At 72.3% G+C, this 20,415-nt stretch carries 14 protein-coding genes; 6 read left to right on the top strand and 8 right to left on the bottom strand.

Translation table 11 applies throughout. The features are described 5' to 3' along the window. Positions 1 to 5: 5 nt before the first annotated feature. From smpB to ftsE, 4 genes are all read right to left on the bottom strand, one after another. Positions 6 to 494, bottom strand: a complete 489-nt coding sequence (smpB, locus tag AMK21_RS00225; protein ID WP_030589153.1) for an SsrA-binding protein SmpB — start codon at positions 492 to 494, stop codon at positions 6 to 8. An 18-nt stretch (positions 495 to 512) separates the two neighbouring features. Next, complete coding sequence (locus tag AMK21_RS00220; protein WP_073872804.1) at positions 513 to 1,700, bottom strand: S41 family peptidase; 1,188 nt, start codon at positions 1,698 to 1,700, stop codon at positions 513 to 515. A gap of 68 nt (positions 1,701 to 1,768) precedes the next feature. Continuing rightward, positions 1,769 to 2,689: a permease-like cell division protein FtsX gene (ftsX, locus tag AMK21_RS00215; protein WP_018512317.1), complete on the bottom strand. Its 921-nt coding sequence runs from the start codon at positions 2,687 to 2,689 to the stop codon at positions 1,769 to 1,771. Positions 2,690 to 2,746: 57 nt separating this feature from the next. Then, complete coding sequence (ftsE, locus tag AMK21_RS00210) at positions 2,747 to 3,436, bottom strand: cell division ATP-binding protein FtsE (protein ID WP_018512316.1); 690 nt, start codon at positions 3,434 to 3,436, stop codon at positions 2,747 to 2,749. 282 nt (positions 3,437 to 3,718) lie between these two features. Between ftsE and AMK21_RS00205 the strand changes: the two genes are divergently transcribed. Beyond that, positions 3,719 to 3,919, top strand: coding sequence for a hypothetical protein (locus AMK21_RS00205; protein WP_018512315.1), 201 nt, complete (start codon positions 3,719 to 3,721; stop codon positions 3,917 to 3,919). Positions 3,920 to 4,144: 225 nt separating this feature from the next. Here the strand turns inward: AMK21_RS00205 and AMK21_RS00200 are convergent, their stop codons facing one another. The 4 genes from AMK21_RS00200 to AMK21_RS00185 all read right to left on the bottom strand — a co-directional run bounded on the left by AMK21_RS00200 (position 4,145) and on the right by AMK21_RS00185 (position 9,744). Beyond that, a complete protein-coding gene (locus tag AMK21_RS00200; protein WP_073872800.1) occupies positions 4,145 to 5,023 on the bottom strand; it encodes an LPXTG cell wall anchor domain-containing protein in 879 nt (292 codons plus the stop codon). Between the two features lie 351 nt (positions 5,024 to 5,374). After that, complete coding sequence (gene prfB / locus AMK21_RS00195) at positions 5,375 to 6,481, bottom strand: peptide chain release factor 2 (RefSeq protein WP_030567842.1); 1,107 nt, start codon at positions 6,479 to 6,481, stop codon at positions 5,375 to 5,377. Between the two features lie 93 nt (positions 6,482 to 6,574). Further along, a complete protein-coding gene (locus tag AMK21_RS00190) occupies positions 6,575 to 7,825 on the bottom strand; it encodes a serine/threonine-protein kinase (protein ID WP_073872796.1) in 1,251 nt (416 codons plus the stop codon). Positions 7,826 to 8,073: 248 nt separating this feature from the next. Further along, the gene (locus AMK21_RS00185; RefSeq protein WP_073872793.1) at positions 8,074 to 9,744 is read right to left on the bottom strand and encodes a serine/threonine-protein kinase; all 1,671 of its coding nucleotides are present in this window, start codon (positions 9,742 to 9,744) and stop codon (positions 8,074 to 8,076) included. A 537-nt stretch (positions 9,745 to 10,281) separates the two neighbouring features. On the opposite strand from AMK21_RS00185, the gene AMK21_RS00180 reads away from it, so the two are divergent. The 5 genes from AMK21_RS00180 (at position 10,282) to AMK21_RS00160 (ending at position 20,412) form a co-directional block, all read left to right on the top strand. Then, positions 10,282 to 13,950 (top strand): FHA domain-containing protein, encoded by a 3,669-nt coding sequence (locus AMK21_RS00180; protein WP_073872789.1) that lies wholly within the window; start codon positions 10,282 to 10,284, stop codon positions 13,948 to 13,950. Between the two features lie 310 nt (positions 13,951 to 14,260). After that, entirely contained in the window at positions 14,261 to 15,622 is a 1,362-nt protein-coding gene (locus tag AMK21_RS00175; RefSeq protein ID WP_073872785.1) for an ABC transporter substrate-binding protein, read from the top strand. Positions 15,623 to 15,719: 97 nt separating this feature from the next. After that, positions 15,720 to 17,006: a carbohydrate ABC transporter permease gene (locus AMK21_RS00170; protein WP_073874163.1), complete on the top strand. Its 1,287-nt coding sequence runs from the start codon at positions 15,720 to 15,722 to the stop codon at positions 17,004 to 17,006. Positions 17,007 to 17,106: 100 nt separating this feature from the next. Beyond that, entirely contained in the window at positions 17,107 to 17,985 is an 879-nt protein-coding gene (locus AMK21_RS00165) for a carbohydrate ABC transporter permease (protein ID WP_073872781.1), read from the top strand. Between the two features lie 186 nt (positions 17,986 to 18,171). After that, positions 18,172 to 20,412, top strand: a complete 2,241-nt coding sequence (locus AMK21_RS00160) for a bifunctional glycosyltransferase/CDP-glycerol:glycerophosphate glycerophosphotransferase (RefSeq protein WP_073872778.1) — start codon at positions 18,172 to 18,174, stop codon at positions 20,410 to 20,412. Positions 20,413 to 20,415 lie beyond the last annotated feature (3 nt).

The following is a 20,415-nucleotide window of genomic DNA, read 5'->3' as shown; positions in this document are numbered from 1 at the left end:
GCCCCTCAGGCGCTGCGCTGCCGCCGGCGGGCGGCCGAGATGGCGCGGTTCGTCTCCCTCGTGTCCTGCTTCTCGCGGAGCGTCTGGCGCTTGTCGTACTCCTTCTTGCCCTTCGCCAGCGCGATCTCGACCTTGACCCGGCCGTCCTTGAAGTACAGGGCGAGCGGCACGATCGTGTGGCCGCTCTCCTGGGACTTCGACTCCAGCTTGTCGATCTCGGCCCGGTGGAGGAGCAGCTTGCGCTTGCGCTTGGCCGCGTGGTTGGTCCAGGTGCCCTGGACGTACTCGGGTACGTGGATGTTGTGCAGCCACGCCTCGTGGTCGTCGATCTGGACGAACCCGTCGACCAGGGAGGCCCGGCCCATGCGCAGGGACTTCACCTCGGTGCCCATGAGGACGAGGCCGCACTCGTAGGTGTCGAGGATCGTGTAGTCGTGCCGCGCCTTCTTGTTCTGCGCGACCATCTTGCGCCCGGTGTCTTTTTCCTTAGCCATAGTGCGGTCATTTTCGCACTACGACCCACCCCCGAGGCCACTCAATACCGTCTCGGCCCGCTGCTGGGCCCTCTCCCGCACCACCAGGTCGGGGGTGATGCCCCGGCCCTCGACGCTGCGGCCCGCCGGAGTGCGGTAGTGGCCCACGGTCAGCTCGGCCACCGAACCGCCCGGCAACTCGCTGGGCATCTGCACCGAGCCCTTGCCGAAGGTGCGCGAGCCGACGGTGACCGCGCGGCCCCGGTCCTGGAGCGCGCCGGTCAGCAGCTCGGCCGCGCTCATCGTGCCGCCGTCGACCAGGACCACCACGGGCCGCTCGGTGTCACCGCCCGGGTCGGCGTACAGCGCCTGCTGGTCGCCGCGTACGTCGTACGTGGCGACCAGGCCGCCGTCCAGGAAGGCGGCGGCGGCGGTGACGGCCTCGGTGACCAGGCCTCCGGAGTTGGCGCGGAGGTCGAGGAGTATCCCGGCGTCCCCGGGCGCCCCGCGGACCGCGTCCCTCACCTCCTCGCCGGTCCCCTTGGTGAAGGCGGCGACCTTGACGAGGAGCGCCGAGGAGGGGCCGGTGCCCAGACGGCTCACGGTGACCGCCTCGGGGGTCAGCCGGGCGCGCTCCAGCGTCCGTGTGGAGGGATTTCCCTCCCGTACGAGACCGAGGGTGACGCGGGTGCCCTCCTCGGCCCCCGTACCGTCACCGCGGAGTAAGGCGACCACCTCGGGGACGGGGCGCTGGTCGACGCGGCGGCCGTCGATGGTGCGGAGCAGGTCGCCCTCGCGGATGCCGGCCCGGTCGGCGGGGCCCCCGGGCTGGACCCGGGAGACGGCGACGCCCCCGCTCGCGGTGCGGCGGGCGGAGAGGCCGACGCCCAGGTACGAGCCGTCCAGGGCCTGCTCGAACTCCTCGTACTCCTGCTCGTCGTAGACCGCGCCCCAGCGGTCCCCGCTGCGGCTGACGACCTCCCCGGCCGCCTCCTTCACGGACTTCCCGTCCGCCTCGGCCTTCGCCGCGGCGTCCTCGATCTGCTCGCGGTCGACCGGGGCCAGGGTGGAGGCGACGGCACGCGCCGGGAGTTCGGGGAGGGGGTCGGGGTCCTGCGGCAGCGAACCGGTCGCCGCGCCGGTGGCGAGGACGCACCCGAAGACCAATGTCAGGGCCGCCCCGCGGCAGAGGCCGCGGGGCCGGAAGCGGTGCGAACAACCGGACATGGCGCCGAGTCTAGGACAAGCCTCCTGGGGCGCACGGGTAGTTGCCCGCGCGCCCCAGGAGGCATAAGTCATACCTTCAGATACTTGCGCAGAGCGAAGAGAGCGGCGACGGCCGGCATCAGGAGGCCGATCGCGAGCACCAGCGGGAGCTTGGTGAGGACCGCGTCCCAGCCGATGAAGTTGATGAGGTTCAGCTTCTCCTGGAGCGCGAGGCCGCCGTCGATCAGGAAGTACCGGCCGCCGAGCAGCATCGCACAGGCCAGGAGACCGCCGATCAGGCCGGCGACGGCCGCCTCCATGATGAAGGGGGCCTGGATGTAGAAGCCGGAGGCCCCTACCAGGCGCATGATGCCCGTCTCACGTCTCCGGCTGAACGCGGAGACCCGCACGGTGTTGACGATCAGGATCAACGCGATGACCAGCATCAGGATCATCACGTAGATCGCGACGACGTTCATGCCGTTCATCAGCTCGAAGAGGTTGTCCAGGATGGACCGCTGGTCCTGGACGGACTGCACCCCGTCCCGCCCCGCGAAGGCCGTCGCGACGACCTTGTACTTCTGCGGGTCCTTCAGTTTGACGCGGAAGGACTCCTGCATCTGGTCGGGCGTGATGTTGCCCGCCATCGGGGAGTCGCCGAACTGCTCCTGGTAATGCTTGTACGCCTCGTCGACCGTCTCGAAGTGGACCGGCTTCTGAACCGCCTCCATCTTCTCCAGGTCGGCCTTGATCTGTGCCTTCTGCTCCGCCGTGACCGCGCCCTTCGCACACTTGGGCATGTCCTTGGCGTCGTTCTTGTTGCAGAGGAAGATCGAGACGTTGACCTTGTCGTACCAGTAGTCCTTCATCGTGCTGACCTGTTCGCGCATCAGCAGCGCGCCCCCGAACAGGGCGAGCGAGAGGGCGACGGAGACCACGACGGCGAAGGTCATCGTGAGGTTGCGACGGAGACCGACGCCGATCTCCGACAGGACGAACTGGGCGCGCATGGCGTCCTTTCAGTACTCGATGCTCGACATGCACGAGGGGCCCGGGGGCGCCCTCGGTCAGTGCTGGTAGCCGTAGACGCCGCGTGCCTGGTCGCGTACGAGACGGCCCTGTTCGAGCTCGATGACGCGCTTGCGCATCTGGTCGACGATGTTCTGGTCGTGGGTCGCCATGATCACGGTGGTGCCGGTCCGGTTGATCCGGTCCAGCAGCTTCATGATGCCGACGGAGGTCTGCGGGTCGAGGTTGCCGGTCGGCTCGTCCGCGATCAGCAGCATCGGACGGTTGACGAAGGCACGGGCGATCGCCACACGCTGCTGCTCACCACCGGAGAGCTCACCGGGCATCCGCTCCTCCTTGCCGCCGAGGCCGACGAGGTCGAGCACCTGGGGCACGGCCTTGCGGATCTCACCGCGCGGCTTGCCGATGACCTCCTGGGCGAAGGCCACGTTCTGCGCGACGGTCTTGTTGGGCAGCAGGCGGAAGTCCTGGAAGACCGTTCCCAACTGGCGGCGCATCTGCGGCACCTTCCAGTTGGAGAGCCGCGCGAGGTCCTTGCCGAGCACATGGACCATGCCCGTGCTGGCGCGCTCCTCGCGCAGGATCAGCCGCATGAAGGTCGACTTGCCGGAGCCGGAGGAGCCCACCAGGAAGACGAACTCACCCTTCTCGATGTCCAGCGAGACATCGCGCAGAGCCGGTCGGGTCTGCTTCGGGTAGGTCTTGGAGACGTTGTCGAATCGGATCACGGATGCACCACGGTCGGCCGGGAGTAGGTGAGCGTGACCATACGCGAACCGGGCTCACGCGTGCAGGCGGCGTCCGACAATGGGCGATTTATGGTAGACCGCCGTCCGGAACACATCAGGCCGGACCATCCCTTGTCCGGCCCTCGTTCGGCCCTTGTCCGGCGGGCCGCGCCGAAAACGGCGGGAGCTGGCACAGTGGTGGGGGGAACGGTTGCGTTTCCCGGAGCGTTGTGTGGAGACAGAAGAAGTCAGCGGCTTCGCCGCGCGGGAGGAGGAATGCGCATGACCTATGACCGACTGGTGTGCGCGAACTGCGCGTCCCCCGTGAGCGAGGGCCGTTGCCGGGTCTGCCGTGCCGTCCGGCAGCAGATGCTGGAGGAGCAGGGACAGGGCCCGCTGGCCGGGATGAACCCGGCCATGCTGATCGCGCTGATGGTCGTGCTGCTCGCGGCGCTGGCGCTGGTGGCCCACCAGACCGCCTGACCCGCGCCGGAGCCTTCCGCTGGGCCCTGCCCGGGTCCGCCGCGCCCTGAGTGGCGCCGAGAACGTCCGCGTACGGCCGCCGGAGCGAGCCGGTGCGCGCGGAGCGCATGCAAGCACACAGAGGGGCCCGGGAGGCTCTGTACGGCCTCCCGGGCCCCTTTTCGCTGTGCCGGGCCGGGCCGTGTGCGGGGCTCAGGTGCACCCGTACACGGCCGTCAGCGGGTCCTAGGCGACCGTACGGCCGCCCCCGACCAGACGCGGCAGGATGCGGAAGCCGATGCCGCCGGCGATCATCGTCGCGGCACCGATGACCAGGAAGGTGGTCTCGGCAGCACCGGTCTCGGCGAGCTCTTCCTTGCCCTTGCTCTGCTCGACCGGCTGGTTGCCGACGCTGTCGGTGTCCGTGTTGTCGGCGCACTCGACGACACCGGACTCGACGGTGCAGGCGTCGTCGCCACCGGTCGCGGAACCGGAGGTGCCCGAGCCGGCGGTGGCGGAGCCGGTGGTACCGGTGCCCCCGTCGTCACCGCCGATGGAGCCCGACGTGCCGGTGGAGCCGGTCGAACCGGTGGAGCCCGTGGAGCCGGACGTGCCGGTGGAGCCCGTGGAACCGGACGTGCCGGTGGAGCCGGACGTGCCCGTCGAGCCGGACGTGGTTTCACCGGTGGTGGACGTCTCACCCGTGGTGGTCTCACCCGTCGTGGTCTCACCCGTGGTGGTCTCACCCGTCGTGGACGTCTCACCCGTGGTGGTCTCACCCGTCGTGGACGTCTCACCCGTGGACGTCTCACCCGTGGTGGTCTCACCCGTCGTGGACGTCTCACCCGTGGACGTCTCACCCGTGGTGGTCTCACCCGTCGTGGACGTCTCACCCGTCGTGGTCTCACCCGTCGTGGACGTCTCACCGGACGCGCCACCCTGGTCGGCGCCGCCGATCGGGTTGTCCTCGGTCTGGATCGACACGTCGGCGCTGAGGCCGCCGCCGTCCACACCGATACCGATGCCGACCGCCTGCGCCGCACCCGCGGCGGTCAGCGAGGCACCCGCGGCAATAACCGCACCAGCGGCTATCCGCGCGACGCGAATGCGCGTCTTCTTCGTCATCTGTTGCTACCCCCAGTAGCTGATCTCGTCATTGGAGCAGCCATATGCGGGGCCACGGCCCTGCGGGGAATCACCTCGGCGAGGCCACGTCGTGTCGTGGTCACCCCGCCAGTCCCCCGGTTCACACCTGTCCCAGACATACGCACGCTGCTCTAGCACCCTGGCCAGAGTTAAGGATTCCGTCAAGGCCGTTGTGTGCAGTAGGCACCCTTATAGAGGTTCTTGACGGGTATTCGGCAGCACGACTGTGACGCATCGGGCACAGCCTCCCCTCAACTCGCCCCGGCGGTGCCCCGACGCAGGCGGGCCCGGACAGTACCCTGTCCGGGCCCAACCCTCGTACGGCGGAGGTTACTTCTCGCGCTGCTTGCGCCAGCGGATGCCCGCCTCGACGAAGCCGTCGATCTCGCCGTTGAAGACCGCCTCGGGGTTGCCCATCTCGAACTCCGTACGCAGGTCCTTGACCATCTGGTACGGGTGGAGGACGTACGAACGCATCTGGTTGCCCCAGGAGTTGCCGCCGTCACCCTTGAGCGCGTTCATCTTGGCCTGCTCCTCCTGGCGGCGGCGCTCGAGGAGCTTGGCCTGGAGGACGTTCATCGCGGACGCCTTGTTCTGGATCTGCGAGCGCTCGTTCTGACAGGAGACGACGATGCCGGTCGGCAGGTGGGTCAGACGGACCGCGGAGTCCGTGGTGTTGACGCCCTGTCCGCCGGGGCCCGAGGAGCGGTACACGTCGATGCGCAGCTCGGACTCGTCGATCTCGATGTGGTCGGTCTGCTCGACGACCGGGAGCACCTCGACGCCCGCGAAGGACGTCTGGCGGCGGCCCTGGTTGTCGAAGGGCGAGATCCGGACCAGGCGGTGGGTGCCCTGCTCGACGGAGAGGGTGCCGTAGGCGTACGGGACCTGGACGGAGAAGGTGGTCGACTTGATGCCGGCCTCTTCCGCGTACGCCGTCTCGTAGACCTCGGTCTTGTAGTTGTGCCGCTCCGCCCAGCGGAGGTACATGCGCTGGAGCTTCTCCGCGAAGTCGGCGGCGTCCACGCCACCGGCCTCGGCGCGGACGGTCACCAGGGCCTCGCGGGCGTCGTACTCGCCGGACAGGAGGGTACGCACCTCCATCTCGTCCAGCGCCTTGCGCACCGACTCCAGCTCGGTCTCGGCCTCGGCGAGCGCCTCGGCGTCGCCCTCGTCCTCGGCGAGCTCGAAGAGGACCGCGAGGTCGTCGATGCGACCGCGCAGGGTCTCGGTCTTGCGGACCTCGGCCTGGAGGTGCGAAAGCTTGCTGGTGATCTTCTGGGCCGCGTCCGGGTCGTCCCAGAGGGACGGCGCCGCTGCCTGCTCCTCGAGCGCGGCGATGTCCGCCCTCAGCGCATCCAGGTCCAGGACGGCCTCGATCGACCCCATGGTCGAGGAGAGGGACTTCAGCTCTTCGGAAATATCGACGACTGCCACGGGTCCAGCGTAACGGCATGGCGGGTGAAGCTTGCCCTCCCCCGGGGGACCGGTCCGGGAACGGGCTGCCCGAGGGGCCGCCCGAAGGGCTTCCTACGGGGTCGCCGGAGCTGAGTTCTCGCTGTCCTGGGGCCCCGCCGGGTCGCCGTCCCCGCCGCCCGCGGCGAACCAGCCGCCCACCGCGACGGCCGCGCACAGCAGGAGGGCCGCGGCGCCCAGGGTGATGCGGCGCTTGCGGACGGCCGCCGCCTTGTTACGGGCGGAGCCGGGGCGCGGCCTGCCGGGGGAGCGCGGGGCGCGGGCGGTGCCCAGGGGGCCGCCGGCCAGTTCGTCGGGGGCGGGGACGCGCATGCTCGTGTGGGTGTCCCGGTTGGAGTCCGGGGACGAGCCGGGCACCAGCGGGACCGCCCCGCGGCGGCGCGGCTCCTCGGCGGACGGGGTGTACTGCTGCTCGTCGTACGCGGCCGGCTGCTGCTCCGCCTCGTCGCCGCCGGGCTCGTCCACGTCCAGGGGCGGGATGCCGGCGAGGAGCGGGAGCAGGTCCCGGAGCCGTACGGCCAGCTCGGAGGCGCGCAACCGGGAGGCCGGCGCCTTGGCCAGGCACTGCACCAGGAGCTGCCAGAGCTCCTCGGGGATACCGGGGAGCGGGACGACGGTCTCGGTGACATGGCGGCGCAGGACCGCACCGGGGTGGCCGCCGCCGAAGGGGGTGAACCCGGCGAGGAGCTCGTACAGCACGGTCGCGAGCGCGTAGATGTCGACGGCGGCGCGCGGCGGCAGGCCCTCGACGATCTCGGGGGCCAGGTAGTCCGGCGTACCGATGATCTTGGTGGCCTTGGTGCGGCGCGGGGTGTCGATGAGCTTGGCGACGCCGAAGTCGGTGAGCAGGGCCGGGTGGGAGCCGCCGGGGCCGAGCGGGCCCTCCATGTCGAGGAGAATGTTCTCGGGCTTGACGTCCCGATGGACCACCTGGGCCTTGTGGGCGGCGGCCAGGCCGTCGGCGACGTCCGCGATGATCGCGACGGCCGCTTCGGGGGCGAGGCGGCGTTCGCGGTCCAGGCGGGTGCGCAGGTCGGTGCCGCGTACGAGGGTCATCACCAGGGCGAGGTCGTTGCCGTCCACCACGAGGTCCCGGACCGCGACTACGTGGGGGTGGTCGAGCCCGAGCAGGGCGGTGCGCTCCTGCACGAAGCGGCCCACGAGCTCCTGGTCGGACGCGAGGTCCTCACGGAGCAGCTTGATGGCGACCGGGCCCTCGGGCCCTTCGCCGAGCCACACCGTGCCGGCGCTGCCGCGCCCCAGGATCTGGTGGGCCGTGTACCGGCTGCCGATATTCCGTGCCAAGACTGCTCCCTCAGCGGCTGGCGGTGGACCCCCGGTCGACAAAGTTACGCGGCGTTCGGGGTGGTGCGTGCCCGAGATGGCGCCAACCTGCACTTCTCCGGACCGAATCGGTCCGGAGAAGTCGACAAAGGGACAGAGTCAGGGGTGGCGCCGGTCTCCAGCCCCTCGACCGTACGCCCAGCCGTACCGACCGTACGCCCAGCCCTACCCAGGGGTCGCACCTACGGCCGTAGGTAGGACCGTCGCCGTCAGGCGCCGCCGGTGCCTCCGGATTCGCCGGTGGCCTCGCCGATCTTGGAGACCCAGTCGGTGACCTCGCCGATCGCGTCGCCGATCGCTTCCCAGTAGCCCTTGCCCTGGGCCACCCAGTCCTGGAGCGGGGTCAGCTCCCAGATCAGCCAGCCGGCGACGACCAGCAGCACGATCGTGAACAGGCAGCCCTTGAGGCAGCCGAGACCGGGGATGCGCATCGGGCTGGAGCTGCGCTGCCTCGGCGGACGCGGCTCACGCGGCGGGCGCGGGGCCGGCTGCTGGGGCTGCTGCGGCTGCGGGGGCGCGTACTGCTGGCGCTGGGGCTGCTGCGGGGCCTGGTAGCGCTGCGGCTGTTGCTGGTGCTGCTGCGGGTACTGCTGCTGGAGCGGCTGCTGCCGGTGCTGCGGGGGCTGCTGCTGCCGCTGGGAAGGCTGCGGGGGCTGCTGACGCTGGGGGCGGCGGCGCAGGGGGTCCTGGCTGGGGTCCAGGTACTGCACCTGCGTCTGCTCGTTGCGGTCGCGGGCCGCCTGGAGCTGCGACTGCCAGGGGTGCGGGCCGTCCGGCTGCGGCGGCCCGTCGGGGCGCTGCGGTACGGGCGGCATGACGGCCGTCGGGTCGGCGTGGCCCTGGTTGCCGCCGGGGCCGCCGGTCTGCGGGAGCACGCTGGTGGCGGCGCCGGGGTCGTACGAGCCCGCGTTGCTCGGCAGGACCTGGGTGGGGTCGGCGGCGCCGGGGGTCTCGGGGACGGCCGTGGGCGCCGGGTCGGGGGCGAGCAGGGCGCCCACCCCTTCGGCGGCGGCGATCTGGGCCGAGTTCGCGTGGACGCCGATGCCGGCGGCGACCGTACGCAGGCCACGGGCCAGGTTCTCGGCGCTGGGCCGCTGGTCCGGGTCCTTGCGCAGGCAGCGCTCTATGACCGTCCACAGCGGTTCAGGGACGGTGGAGGGGCGGCGGGGCTCCTCGCTGAGGTGCCGGTGCAGGACTTCGAGGGCGGTGCCCCCGGCGAACGGCGGGCGGCCGGTGACCAGCTCGTACAGCAGGATGCCCGCGCCGTAGATGTCCACGGCGGAGGTCTGCGGGCGGCCCTCGGCGGACTCCGGCGCCACATAGGCGGGGGTGCCGACGAACTCGTGCGTCCGGGTCAGGCCCGGGGAGTCGGCGAGCCGCGCGATGCCGAAGTCGGTGAGCATCGGGGTCATGCCGCCGTCCCGCTCGTCGAGCAGCACGTTGGCCGGCTTGAGGTCGCGGTGGACGACGCCGTCGGCGTGGCTGGCGGCGAGCGCGTCGGCGATCTGCGCGGTGAGCAGCGAGGCGGCGACCGGGGTGAGCGGGCCGTTCGCCCGCAGGTAGCGGTGCAGGTCGGGACCGTCGATCAGGTCCATCACCAGGGCGAGGAGATCGCCCTCGACGACCAGGTCGCGGGTGCGCACGATGTTCGGGTGCGTGAGCCGCAACAGGACCGAGCGCTCCCGCAGGAACCGCATCACGACATCGGCGTCGTTGGCGAGCTCCTCCTTGAGGACCTTGATCGCCACGGTCTCGCCGGGCTGACCGGCGACGGCCGCCTCGGCGCCCGCGGTCTCCCGCTGGCGGGCTCGCCAGACGGTGCCCGTGGCGCCGCGTCCGAGCGGCTCCTCGAGCAGGTACTTGCTGCCTACCGGCCGCACGTCATGCGCTCCCTGCTGATCGTGGTGCTTGCGGTCCCCCCGGGCCCGCCCGGATGTTCCGGGGCCGACGCTCCGGCCCATGTTCCGGCCCACTCTAATGCCGCTGGACAAGGGGCCGGGATGTCGTTGGACAAGGGGTTCGGGGGTCGCGTTTCGGGGGAAGACGCGCGGACCGGACAGATGGTTGCCGCGCGGGGTCGACGCTCGGGAATCCACGACTCGCACAACAGTGCGCACGCTCGTCCGGATACCCGTCCGGAATGCACCGGACCATGCTCGTCACACCGTCCTGAGCGGCCGGAACCGGACGCAAGCCGGCACTTTTGCACCCACAGCCGACCATTCAAGATCATTTAAAGGTGACCGCCGGGCGTGTTGTCAGTGGCAGGTGCGAGGATGCCTCCAAGGACGGATCTGACGGGTCGGGAGCCCGGGGTCCGTGACGACCTGTACGGACGACCTGTCCGTGCCGGGTGGGGGGAATCACAGGGCCTTTCCCCTGCCGGGCACCCCGCGCAGAAGGGACCGCCGACGGCGATGCAGATCCGGCTGACCGTCCTCGCGCCGCGCAGCGGCCAGACCCCGGCGCGCGCCTGCGACGTGCTCGTCACCGCCCCCGCGGGGACGGCGCTGGCCGCTGTCGCCTCCGGCCTGGCCCAGGCCGTCTCCGGGCCCGAGGGCTCCCAGGGCGGCGGGGCGGCGGTGCTCTTCGCCGGGCGGGAGCGGCTGGACTCCCAGCGCATCGCCCTCGGTGAGCCGCCGCTGGTGGACGGGGCGGTCCTCTCGCTCCAGGTCCCCGGCGAGGACGAGGCGACGGACGACACCGTTCCGGCCCAGCTCCACGTGGTCGCCGGGCCGGACGCGGGCGGGGTCCATCTGCTGCACGGCGGGCAGATCCGGATCGGCCGCTCCGCCGAGGCCGACGTCCCGCTGGACGACCCGGACGTGTCCCGGCTGCACTGCGCGGTGACGGTCTCCGAGGACGGCCGGGTCTCGGTCGCCGACCTCGGCTCGACGAACGGCACAACCCTGGACGGCGCGGAGGTCCGCGACCGGCCTGTCCGCTTCCCGTCCGGCGCCCTGTTGCGGCTCGGCGAATCGGCCCTCCGGCTCACGGCCGGCTCGCGTACGGTGACGCTCCCGACGGCCCCGGACGGCGAGGGCCACCTGCGGGTGAGCCGCGTCGAGACGGAGCCGCACGCGCCGGACCCCGCGTACGGGGGCCCGTCGTCCGACGCCCCCCGCCCGCAGCCGGTGGGGTACGAGGGCCAGGGTCACGGCCGCGGTCCCGGCTCCCCCGAGGCTGCCGCGCGGCAGCACGCCCACGGCGGCCGGGAGCAGTTCCCGGAAGGCGGCGCGGGTGGGCGTGAGCCGTTCGATCCGGCGGGCCCGCGGGCGAGCGGCCAGGAGCGGGTCGGTCGCGGCGGCCAGGAGCCGTTCGGTGGCGGCGGCCAGGAGCCGTTCCGTACCGGTGAGGCGCCCCGGCGTGGGGGGATAGGCGCCTGGGCCCGGCGGCTCAAGGGCGGTGGCGGCAGTAGGGGCGAGCAGGCGCCGGGCGCCGAGCAGCCGGGCCGGGGCCCATGGCCGGAGGCGGGGGCCGCCCCGTCCGGTCACGCCCACCCCCCGGAGGCCCCGGGCCCCGACCCGTATGCCTCCCCCTCCCCCTTCGCCTCCGCCGGTTCCTTCGGTGACTCCGGGGGGCACCTCGCCTCCCCCGCCTCGCCCCAGTCCCCCTTCTCCGCCGTGCCGTCCGCGCCCGAGGGCACCTGGCCGGATCCGGCGGCCGTGCTGCTGACCGCGCTGGGCCCCGGGCCCCGGCTGTGGGAGCGCCACGACGGGCACCCGGAGGCGCTGGTGGTGCGGCTCGGGACGACCGACCGGGCCGATGTGCCGTCGGTGCCGGTGACGGTGGGGCTGCGGGAGGCCGGTTCGCTGGGTCTCGCCGGGCCGCGCGCCCGGCTGGCGGGGCTCGCCCGCGCCACGGTGGCGCAGCTCGCCGCGCTGCACTCCCCCTTCGACCTGGAGATCGTGCTCATCTCCGCGGACCGCGCCCGCTCCCTGGAGGAGCGGCGGCGCGAGTGGTCCTGGCTGGGGTGGCTGCCGCATCTGCGCCCGATGCACGGGCAGGACTGCCGACTCCTCCTCGCGTACGACCGTGAGCAGGCGGCCGCCCGCACGGCCGAGCTGGTCCGCCGCCTCGACGATGGCCCGCTCGGTACCGGCTGGCCGAACCTGGACCACACCGAGGTCGCGGACGCGGCCCGCGCGCACACGGGCTCGCACACGGTGGTCATCCTGGACGGCGACCCGGGTACGGCGGCGCTGCGCGAGACGACGGCCCGGCTGGCCGGTGCCGGGGCGGCGGCGGGCATCCATCTGATCTGCCTGGCCGAGACCCCGGCCGCCTCCCCCACCTCCCCGGTGGCCGCCACGTACGACGCCGCCTGCCGGGCCTCCATCGCCTTCCGCGAGTGCGGGGCGGTCGCGATGCTCAGCGGCGACGTGGCGACGGCGCTGCGCCTGCTGCGCACGGCGGGCGGTCAGGCGGCGGGCCACGGCACGGTGGCCGCGGTGGACGCGGTGTCGGCGGCCTGGGCCGAGCGGTTCGGGCGGGCGCTGGCGCCCCTGCGCGACGAGGGCTCGGCCGCACTCGCGGGCCGCCCGACGACGGCGGCGCTGCCGCCCTCGGCCCGGCTGCTCGACGAGCTGGGCCTGGCCCGCGCCACCCCGGCGTCGCTGATGGCCCGCTGGGCCTCCACGGCGGAGCACCAGCCGGGCGCCTCGGTGCCCCGGGCCACCACCGCCGTTCCCCCGTCCCGGGCGGACCGGGAGACCCCCGGCTCGGTCCGGACGCCGTACCCGTCGGCCGGCGACCGGGACTCGGGCCGCACGCTGAGCACGGGCCCCCGCGTCGGCCCCCAGCGCTCGGCGGGCGACGGCCACCGCTCCCAGGAGGCCCGGGGCCCGGTAGGCACGCCGTACCCGTCGGCCGGCGACCGGGACTCGGGCCGTACGCGGTATCCGGGAGCGGGAGCCGAGGACTCGGGGCGTACGCCGTACCCCTCCCGCGCCACGCCCCGGGTCGGCCCGCAGGATGGCGAGGCCGAGGCGGGCCGGACACCGCAGGCCGTGCACGCCGGGCGGCCCGTGCTCGTGCTCGGGGCCGGCCCCCGGGGCGCCCTCTGCGTCGATCTCGCCGACGAGGGCCCACACCTCCTCATCGAGGGCCCAGCGGGCAGCGGGCGCACCGAGCTGCTGCGGGCCATCGCGGCCTCGCTCGCCTCCTCCGCCCGGCCCGACCGGCTCGGCATCCTGCTGGTCGACGGCGCCGGCGGAAAGCCCGAGGAGCGCGGCGGCTCAGCACCGGGGCTGCTCCCCTGTACGGAGCTGCCGCACGTCTTCACCCATCTCGTCGCCTCCGACCCGGTCCGGATGCGGGAGTTCGCGCAGGCCCTGGGCGGCGAGCTGAAGCGCCGCGCCGAGCTGCTCGGCCCGCTGGACTTCGCCGCCTGGCACGCCCGGCACGCGGAAGCGGCCCAGCAGGAGGAGTCCCGGCGCATCGTGGGACAGCGTCCGCCGAGCGGCGCCGAGCGCCGGGGCGACCTGGACTCCCCGGCCAGCGGCACCCTGCGGCTGCGCCAGGTCACCGCGCGGGCGTCGGACCCGGGCCCCTCCCCCCTGCCGCGCCTGGTCGTGCTCGCCGACGACTTCGACGCACTGGTCGCTCCGGGACTCGGCAGCCCCGGTCGCCCCGCCGCCGGTTCCGTGGTGCGGGCGCTGGAGGCCGTGGCCCGGGACGGCGGCCGGCTCGGGGTGCACCTGGTCGCCACCTCGGCGCGCCCGGACCGCACGGAGGACACCGAGCTGGCCCGGGGGGCGAGGCTGCGCATCGTGCTGGACGCGCCGGTCCTGCCGCCGTCCCCGGACGAACCGGCCCCGGGCCGGGGCCGGCTGGGGCATCCGGACGGCCGGGTGACCCCGTTCCAGGGGGGCCGGGTCACGGGCCGCATCCCGCGTACGGCGACGCTGCGGCCCACCGTCGTCCCGCTGGAGTGGGAGCGGATGGGCGATCCGCCGACCCGCCGACCGGTCCGCGAGCTGGGCAACGGGCCGACGGACCTGGCCCTGCTCGCCAGCGCCCTGGAGCGCGCGGCCCGCTCGGTGAACGCCGAGCGCCTGCCCCCGCTGATCCCGTTCCCGACGTGAGGCCGTGGACCTGACGAGCCGCTGACCCCGAGTCCGACGTGAACCCGACGAGACCCTGCCCCCGTCCGCCCACCGCCCGGCGACACACGCCCGACCTGACACTCCTGCCCCTGCCCGCCCGTCCCTCACCTCATTCCGCCGCATCCGCGCGCATCTGCTGATAGGACGTCACGAGCCCATCACGATCACTCTGTTGGGCCGGACGGCGGTATTGCGGGGGCCGTGCACCGGGCGTAGGACTGTGCGCACGGACGACGCAGCCCGGGCGACGACGACGCGGTCGGGCGCGTACGGAAGAGACAGGACAGGAATGCGTACAACCCTTTCCATACGCAGGGCCGCACTCGTCTTCACGGCGGTCGGCGCTCTGGCGCTGACCGGCTGCGGGGACGGCGGCGGGTCGAAGAAGTCGGGCGGCGGGACGGACAAGGGCACAGACAGCGCCCCCACCGTCACCCTGCCGAAGCTGGACGGGGAGAACATCTCCGTCGCCGCGGTCTGGACAGGACCCGAGCAGGCCAACTTCACCAAGGTGCTGAGCGAGTTCGAGAAGCGTACGGGCGCGAAGGTCACCTTCGTCCCGGCCCAGGACCCCATCGTCAACTTCCTCGGTACGAAGATCGCGGGCGGCCAGCCCCCGGACGTCGCGATGATCCCGCAGGTCGGCGCCATCCAGCAGGCGGTGGCCAAGAAGTGGGCCAAGCCGGTCGGCGACGAGGCGAAGGCCCAGCTGACGAAGAACTACGCCCAGGTCTGGCAGGACCTCGGGGCGGTGGACGGCACCCAGTACGGCGTGTACTTCAAGGCCGCCAACAAGTCCCTGATCTGGTACAACGCGGCGGCCTTCGACAACGCGGGCGCGGCCGAGCCGAAGACCTGGAAGGACTTCATCACCACCGCGGAGACCATCTCCGCCTCCGGTGTCACCCCGGTCTCCGTCGCGGGCGCCGACGGCTGGACGCTCACCGACTGGTTCGAGAACGTCTACCTCTCCCAGGCGGGCCCGGAGAAGTACGACCAGCTCGCGAAGCACGAGATCCCGTGGACGGACCCGTCCGTCAAGGACGCGCTGACCACCCTCGCCGAGCTGTTCGGCAAGCCGGAGCTGATCGCGGGCGGCGCCGACGGGGCGCTCCAGACGGAGTTCCCGACCTCGGTGACCCAGACGTTCACCGGCGGCGACCAGCCCAAGGGCGCCATGGTCTTCGAGGGCGACTTCGTCTCCATCAACATCGCGCAGACCGAGGCGAAGATCGGTACGGACGCGAAGGTCTTCCCGTTCCCGGCGGTCGGCGCGGACTCTCCCGTGGTGACCGGTGGCGACGCGGCCGTGGCGCTGAAGGACAGCAAGGGCGCCCAGGCGCTGCTGACCTGGCTGGCCTCGGCGGACGCGGCGAAGATCTGGGCCGAGGCGGGCGGGTTCATCTCGCCGAACAAGAGCCTGGACCCGGCCGCGTACCCCAACGACGTGCAGCGCACGATGGCCGAGGCGCTCGTCGCGGCCGGTGACGACGTCCGCTTCGACATGTCCGACCAGGCCCCGCAGTCGTTCGGCGGAACGCCCGGGAAGGGTGAGTGGAAGATCCTCCAGGACTTCCTGAAGGACCCGAAGGATGTCGCGGGGGCCCAGCAGAAGCTGGAGTCCGAAGCGGCCAAGGCGTACAAGAGCTGACGCGGTGGCCACCACGAACACGGAGGGCGCCGGTCCGGCGCCCTCCGCCTCCGCGGACACGGACCCGCGCCCGTCACCGAAGCCCGCGGGCAGGAGCGTGACCGGCACCCGCCGCGTCATCGCGGCGGCGTTCCTGCTGCCCGCGCTGGTGCTGCTCGGCGCGCTGGTGCTCTATCCGATCGGCTACTCGGTCTACCGGTCGTTCTTCGACCAGGCCGGCACGGGCTTCGCCGGGATCGACAACTACAAGACGCTCTTCACCGACGACACGATCCTGACCGCGGTGAAGAACAACGCGATCTGGGTGGTGTTCGCCCCGACCGTCGCCACCGCGCTCGGCCTGATCTTCGCCGTCCTGACCGAACGGATCCGCTGGGGTACGGCGTTCAAGCTGATCGTCTTCATGCCGATGGCGATCTCGATGCTGGCGGCGGGCATCATCTTCCGCCTCGTCTACGACCAGGCGCCCGAGCGCGGGGTGGCCAACGCCGTCGCGGTGAGCGTGCACGACACGTTCAACGAGTCGGCCGGCTTCCCCAAGGCGCGCCCCCTGCCCGTGCACCCGCTGGAGAAGGGTGAGGGCGGATCGTACGTCTCCAAGGAGCCGGTACGGGTCGGCGAAGCCGTCCAGGTGCCGCTGGTCGGCGTCGCCCCGGCCAAGATGCCCGGCGACGCCCGCCCGGCGAAGGCGGCCCCGGCGGCGGACGGGGACCAGATCACCGGCACGGCCTGGCTGGACTTCACCCGGGGCGGCGGTGGTAAGCCCAATGTCGTCGACCCGGAGGAGCTGGGCCTGAAGGGCCTGAAGGTCGAGGCGGTCAGGGACGGCAAGGTCGTCGCCACCGCGACCGCCGGGGCCGACGGGGTGTTCACCCTGCCCGCATCGGCGGACGGGGCCCAACTGCGCCTGCCCGCCGACAACTTCCGCGAGCCCTACAACGGCGTCGACTGGCTCGGCCCGTCCCTCGTGACGCCCGGGATCATCGGGAGTTACGTGTGGATGTGGGCGGGGTTCGCGATGGTGCTGATCGCGGCCGGTCTGGCCGGTCTGCCGCGCGAGCTCCTCGAGGCCGCGCGGGTGGACGGCGCCAACGAGTGGCAGGTGTTCCGAAGGATCACCGTGCCGATGCTGGCCCCGGTCCTGGCGGTGGTGCTGGTGACGTTGATGATCAACGTGCTGAAGGTCTTCGACCTGGTCTTCATCATCGCGCCGGGCTCCAGCCAGGACGACGCCAACGTCCTGGCCCTCCAGCTGTACCGGTCCTCGTTCGGCACGGACGCCGACCTGGGCGTCGGCAGCGCCATCGCGGTGCTCCTGCTGCTGCTGGTGCTGCCGGTGATGCTCTTCAATGTCCGGCGGATGCGGAAGGAGGCGCGGCGATGACAAACCTGGCCCACCCCGCGGCACCTCCCGGCCGGGGGCCCGGGGGTCGCCCCCCGGGAAGACACAGCAATGTCCGGCGGATGCGGAAGGAGGCGCGGCGATGAGTACGCCCACGAGACTCAAGGCCGAGCAGTCCCTCGGCGCCCGGATCGCGGCGCGCCTCGGCGGCGGGGTGATGCGGGTCTTCCTGATCCTGGTCGCTCTGTTCTGGATCATGCCGACGATCGGCCTCTTCCTCTCCTCGCTCCGCGGACCCGCGGACATCGCGGCCACCGGCTGGTGGAAGGTCTTCACCGCTCCCTCCGAGCTGACCTTCGACAACTACCAGCGGCTGCTGGACAATTCGACGATCACCGGATCCCTCCTCAGCACGATCATGATCACCGTGCCGTCCACCGTCCTGGTGGTGGTGATCGGTTCACTCGCCGGGTACGCCTTCGCCTGGATGGACTTCCCCGGCCGCGACTGGTGGTTCCTGCTGGTCGTCGGATTGCTCGTGGTCCCCGTCCAGGTCGCCCTGATCCCGGTCTCCGAACTCTTCGGCACCATCGGGATCTTCGAGACGACGCTCGGGGTGGTCCTCTTCCACACGGCCTTCGGGCTGCCGTTCGCGATCTTCCTGCTGCGGAACTTCTTCGCGGAGATCCCGCGCGAACTGCTGGAGGCCGCACGGCTCGACGGGGCGGGCGAGATCCGTCTCTTCACCCGGGTCGTGATGCCGCTGGGCGGTCCGGCGATCGCCTCGCTCGGGATCTTCCAGTTCCTGTGGGTGTGGAACGACATGCTGGTGGCACTGATCTTCGCGGGCTCCGACTCGCCGCCGATCACCGTGGCGCTCCAGCAGCAGGTACGCCAGTTCGGCAACAACATCGACGTCCTGGCGCCCGGCGCCTTCGTGTCGATGGTGATCCCACTGGTGGTGTTCTTCGCCTTCCAGCGGCAGTTCGTCTCGGGCGTCATGGCGGGGGCGGTCAAGTAACACCCGTAGCACCACCCTCACGTACGACGGCACGTAAAGCCGTACGTCAACCCGAAACGGCCCGGTCCCCCGGAACCGGGCCGTTTCGGCGCGCACTTCGCCCAAATGCCACGCCCGGCGTAACCCTGTCATTCCATCCGACGTTTGCGGGCCACCTGGTTCCCGCGAACGACCCATGGATGTGTAGTGCCCCGGTTCACTGTCATCGTGCCCGCCTTCCGGGTCCAGGCGTATCTGCACGCGTGTCTGGATTCCGTGCTGAGCCAGTCCTTCGAGGACTTCGAGATCGTCGTGGTCGACGACTGCTCCCCGGACGCCTGTGGCCCGATCGCCGACGAGTACGCCCGCCGCGACCCCCGCGTCACCGCGCTCCACCTCCCCCGCAACTCCGGCCTCGGACCGGCCCGCAACGCGGGTATGGAACGGGCGAGCGGCGACTACCTGATCTTCCTGGACGGTGACGACACCCTCCTCCCGAAGTCCCTCCAGGCCATCGCCGACCGGATCGGGGCGACCGGCGACCCCGATGTCCTGATGTACGACTACGCGCGGACGTACTGGTCGGGCCGGAGCGTACGCAACGTCCTCGCGGACCGGCTCGACGAGCGCGGCCCCGCCTCCTTCCGGCTGGCCGACCGCCCCGAGCTGCTCCACCTCCTCATGGTGGTCTGGAACAAGGCGTACCGCCGTTCCTTCGTCGAGGCCGAGGGGTTCACCTTCCCGCCCGGCTACTACGAGGACACCCCCTGGACCTACCCGGTGCTGATGTCCGCCGGGTCGATCGCGGTCCTGGACGCGGTCTGCGTCTCCTACCGGCAGCGGCGGCGCGGCAACATCCTCTCCACCACCAGCGAGAAGCACTTCGACATCTTCGACCAGTACGACCGGGTCTTCGCCTTCCTCGACGCCCGCCCCGAACTCGACTTCTGGCGACCGGTGTTGTTCCGCCGGATGCTCGACCACTTCTGCGCCGTCCACGCCTCCCCCGACCGGCTGCCCCACCCCAGCCGCGCCGCCTTCTTCCGCCGGGCCACCGCCTCCTGCCGCCGCTACCGCACCCCCGGCGCCCCGGCCCCCCGCCGCACCCGGCTCCGCCACGGCCTGCTGCGGCTGGGCGCGCGCCGCACCTACCGGTCCCTGGCGGCGAGCCGGCGGATCGGCGACAGGCTGCGGCGCGGCGCGGCCGCCCTGCGCCGGGCGGTGCGGAGCGCGGCGCTCCGGGCGCACTACCGCGTCCAGCTCCGGCTGCCGCTGCGCCCCCGGGACGCGGTGTTCGCCGCCCACGGGGGCGGGGCGTACGCGGGCAGCCCGGCCGCGATCGAGGCGAAGGCGCGCGACCTGGTCCCGGGGCTGCGGACCGCGTGGATCTGCGACCCCCTCCACGCCCACACCGTGCCGCCCGCCACCCGCACCCTCGCGCCCGGCACCTTCGCGTACTGGAGCGCCCTCGCCCGCTCCACGTACCTCGTGAACGACGTCGCCTTCGACCGCCAGCTGGTGAAGCGGCGCGGCCAGATCCTCCTCCAGACCCACCGCGGCACCCCGCTCAGGACCGTCGGCACCGATCTCCTGGACCGGCCCGCCGCCGCCCGTGACACCGACTTCGAGCAGGTGCTGCGCGATGTCGACCGGTGGGACTTCGCCCTCTCCGCCAACCCGCACTCCACCCTCGTACGGGAGCGGGCCTACCCGTCCGGGTACACGACGCTGGAGTACGGCTCCCCGCGCAACGACGTCTACCACCGCGCCGGGCCCGCCGACGTGGCCCGGCTGCGCGAGACGCTCGGTATCCCGGCGGGCGCCACGGCCCTCCTGTACGCACCGGCCCACCGCGACTACCGCCGCGTGCAGCGGCCCGCCCTGGATCTGGAGCAGCTCATCCGGGTGCTGGGACCGCAGTTCGTGATCCTGGACCGCGCGCCCCGCACCCGGAGCGGCTACGGCAACGGCAACGGCAACCGTACGGGGCATCGCCGGATCATCGACGTCACCGGCCACCCCTCCCTGGAGACGCCGGCGCTCGCCTCGGACGCGCTGATCACGGACTACGCGTCACTGATGTTCGACTACGTCAGCCTGGACCGCCCCGTGGTCCTGCATCTGGACGACATCGAGGCGTACGAGGCGGCCCGGGGAACCTACTTCGACATCACGTCGTTCCCTCCCGGCGTCGTCGCACGCAGTCAGGACGAGCTGTTCGACATCTTCGCCACGGACCACTGGCGGGGCTCGCGCTCGACCCAGCTGCGGGCGGCGTTCCGGGCCCGCTTCTGCCCGTACGACGACGGGAACGCGGCCGAGCGCGTGGTGCGGCGGGTCTTCCTCGGGGAGACGGACGGGCTGCCGCTGCCCGTCCCGCCCTCCGCCCGGCGGGCGGTTCTCCCGGCGCAGCTAAACCCGGCGGGGGCGCGGGTGCCCCAGGGCTGAGCT

Source organism: Streptomyces sp. CB00316 (genome assembly GCF_001905595.1).
Taxonomy (GTDB): domain Bacteria; phylum Actinomycetota; class Actinomycetes; order Streptomycetales; family Streptomycetaceae; genus Streptomyces.
Note: the sequence above shows the minus strand (reverse complement) of the source record. Positions and strands in the feature narration are given on the sequence as shown.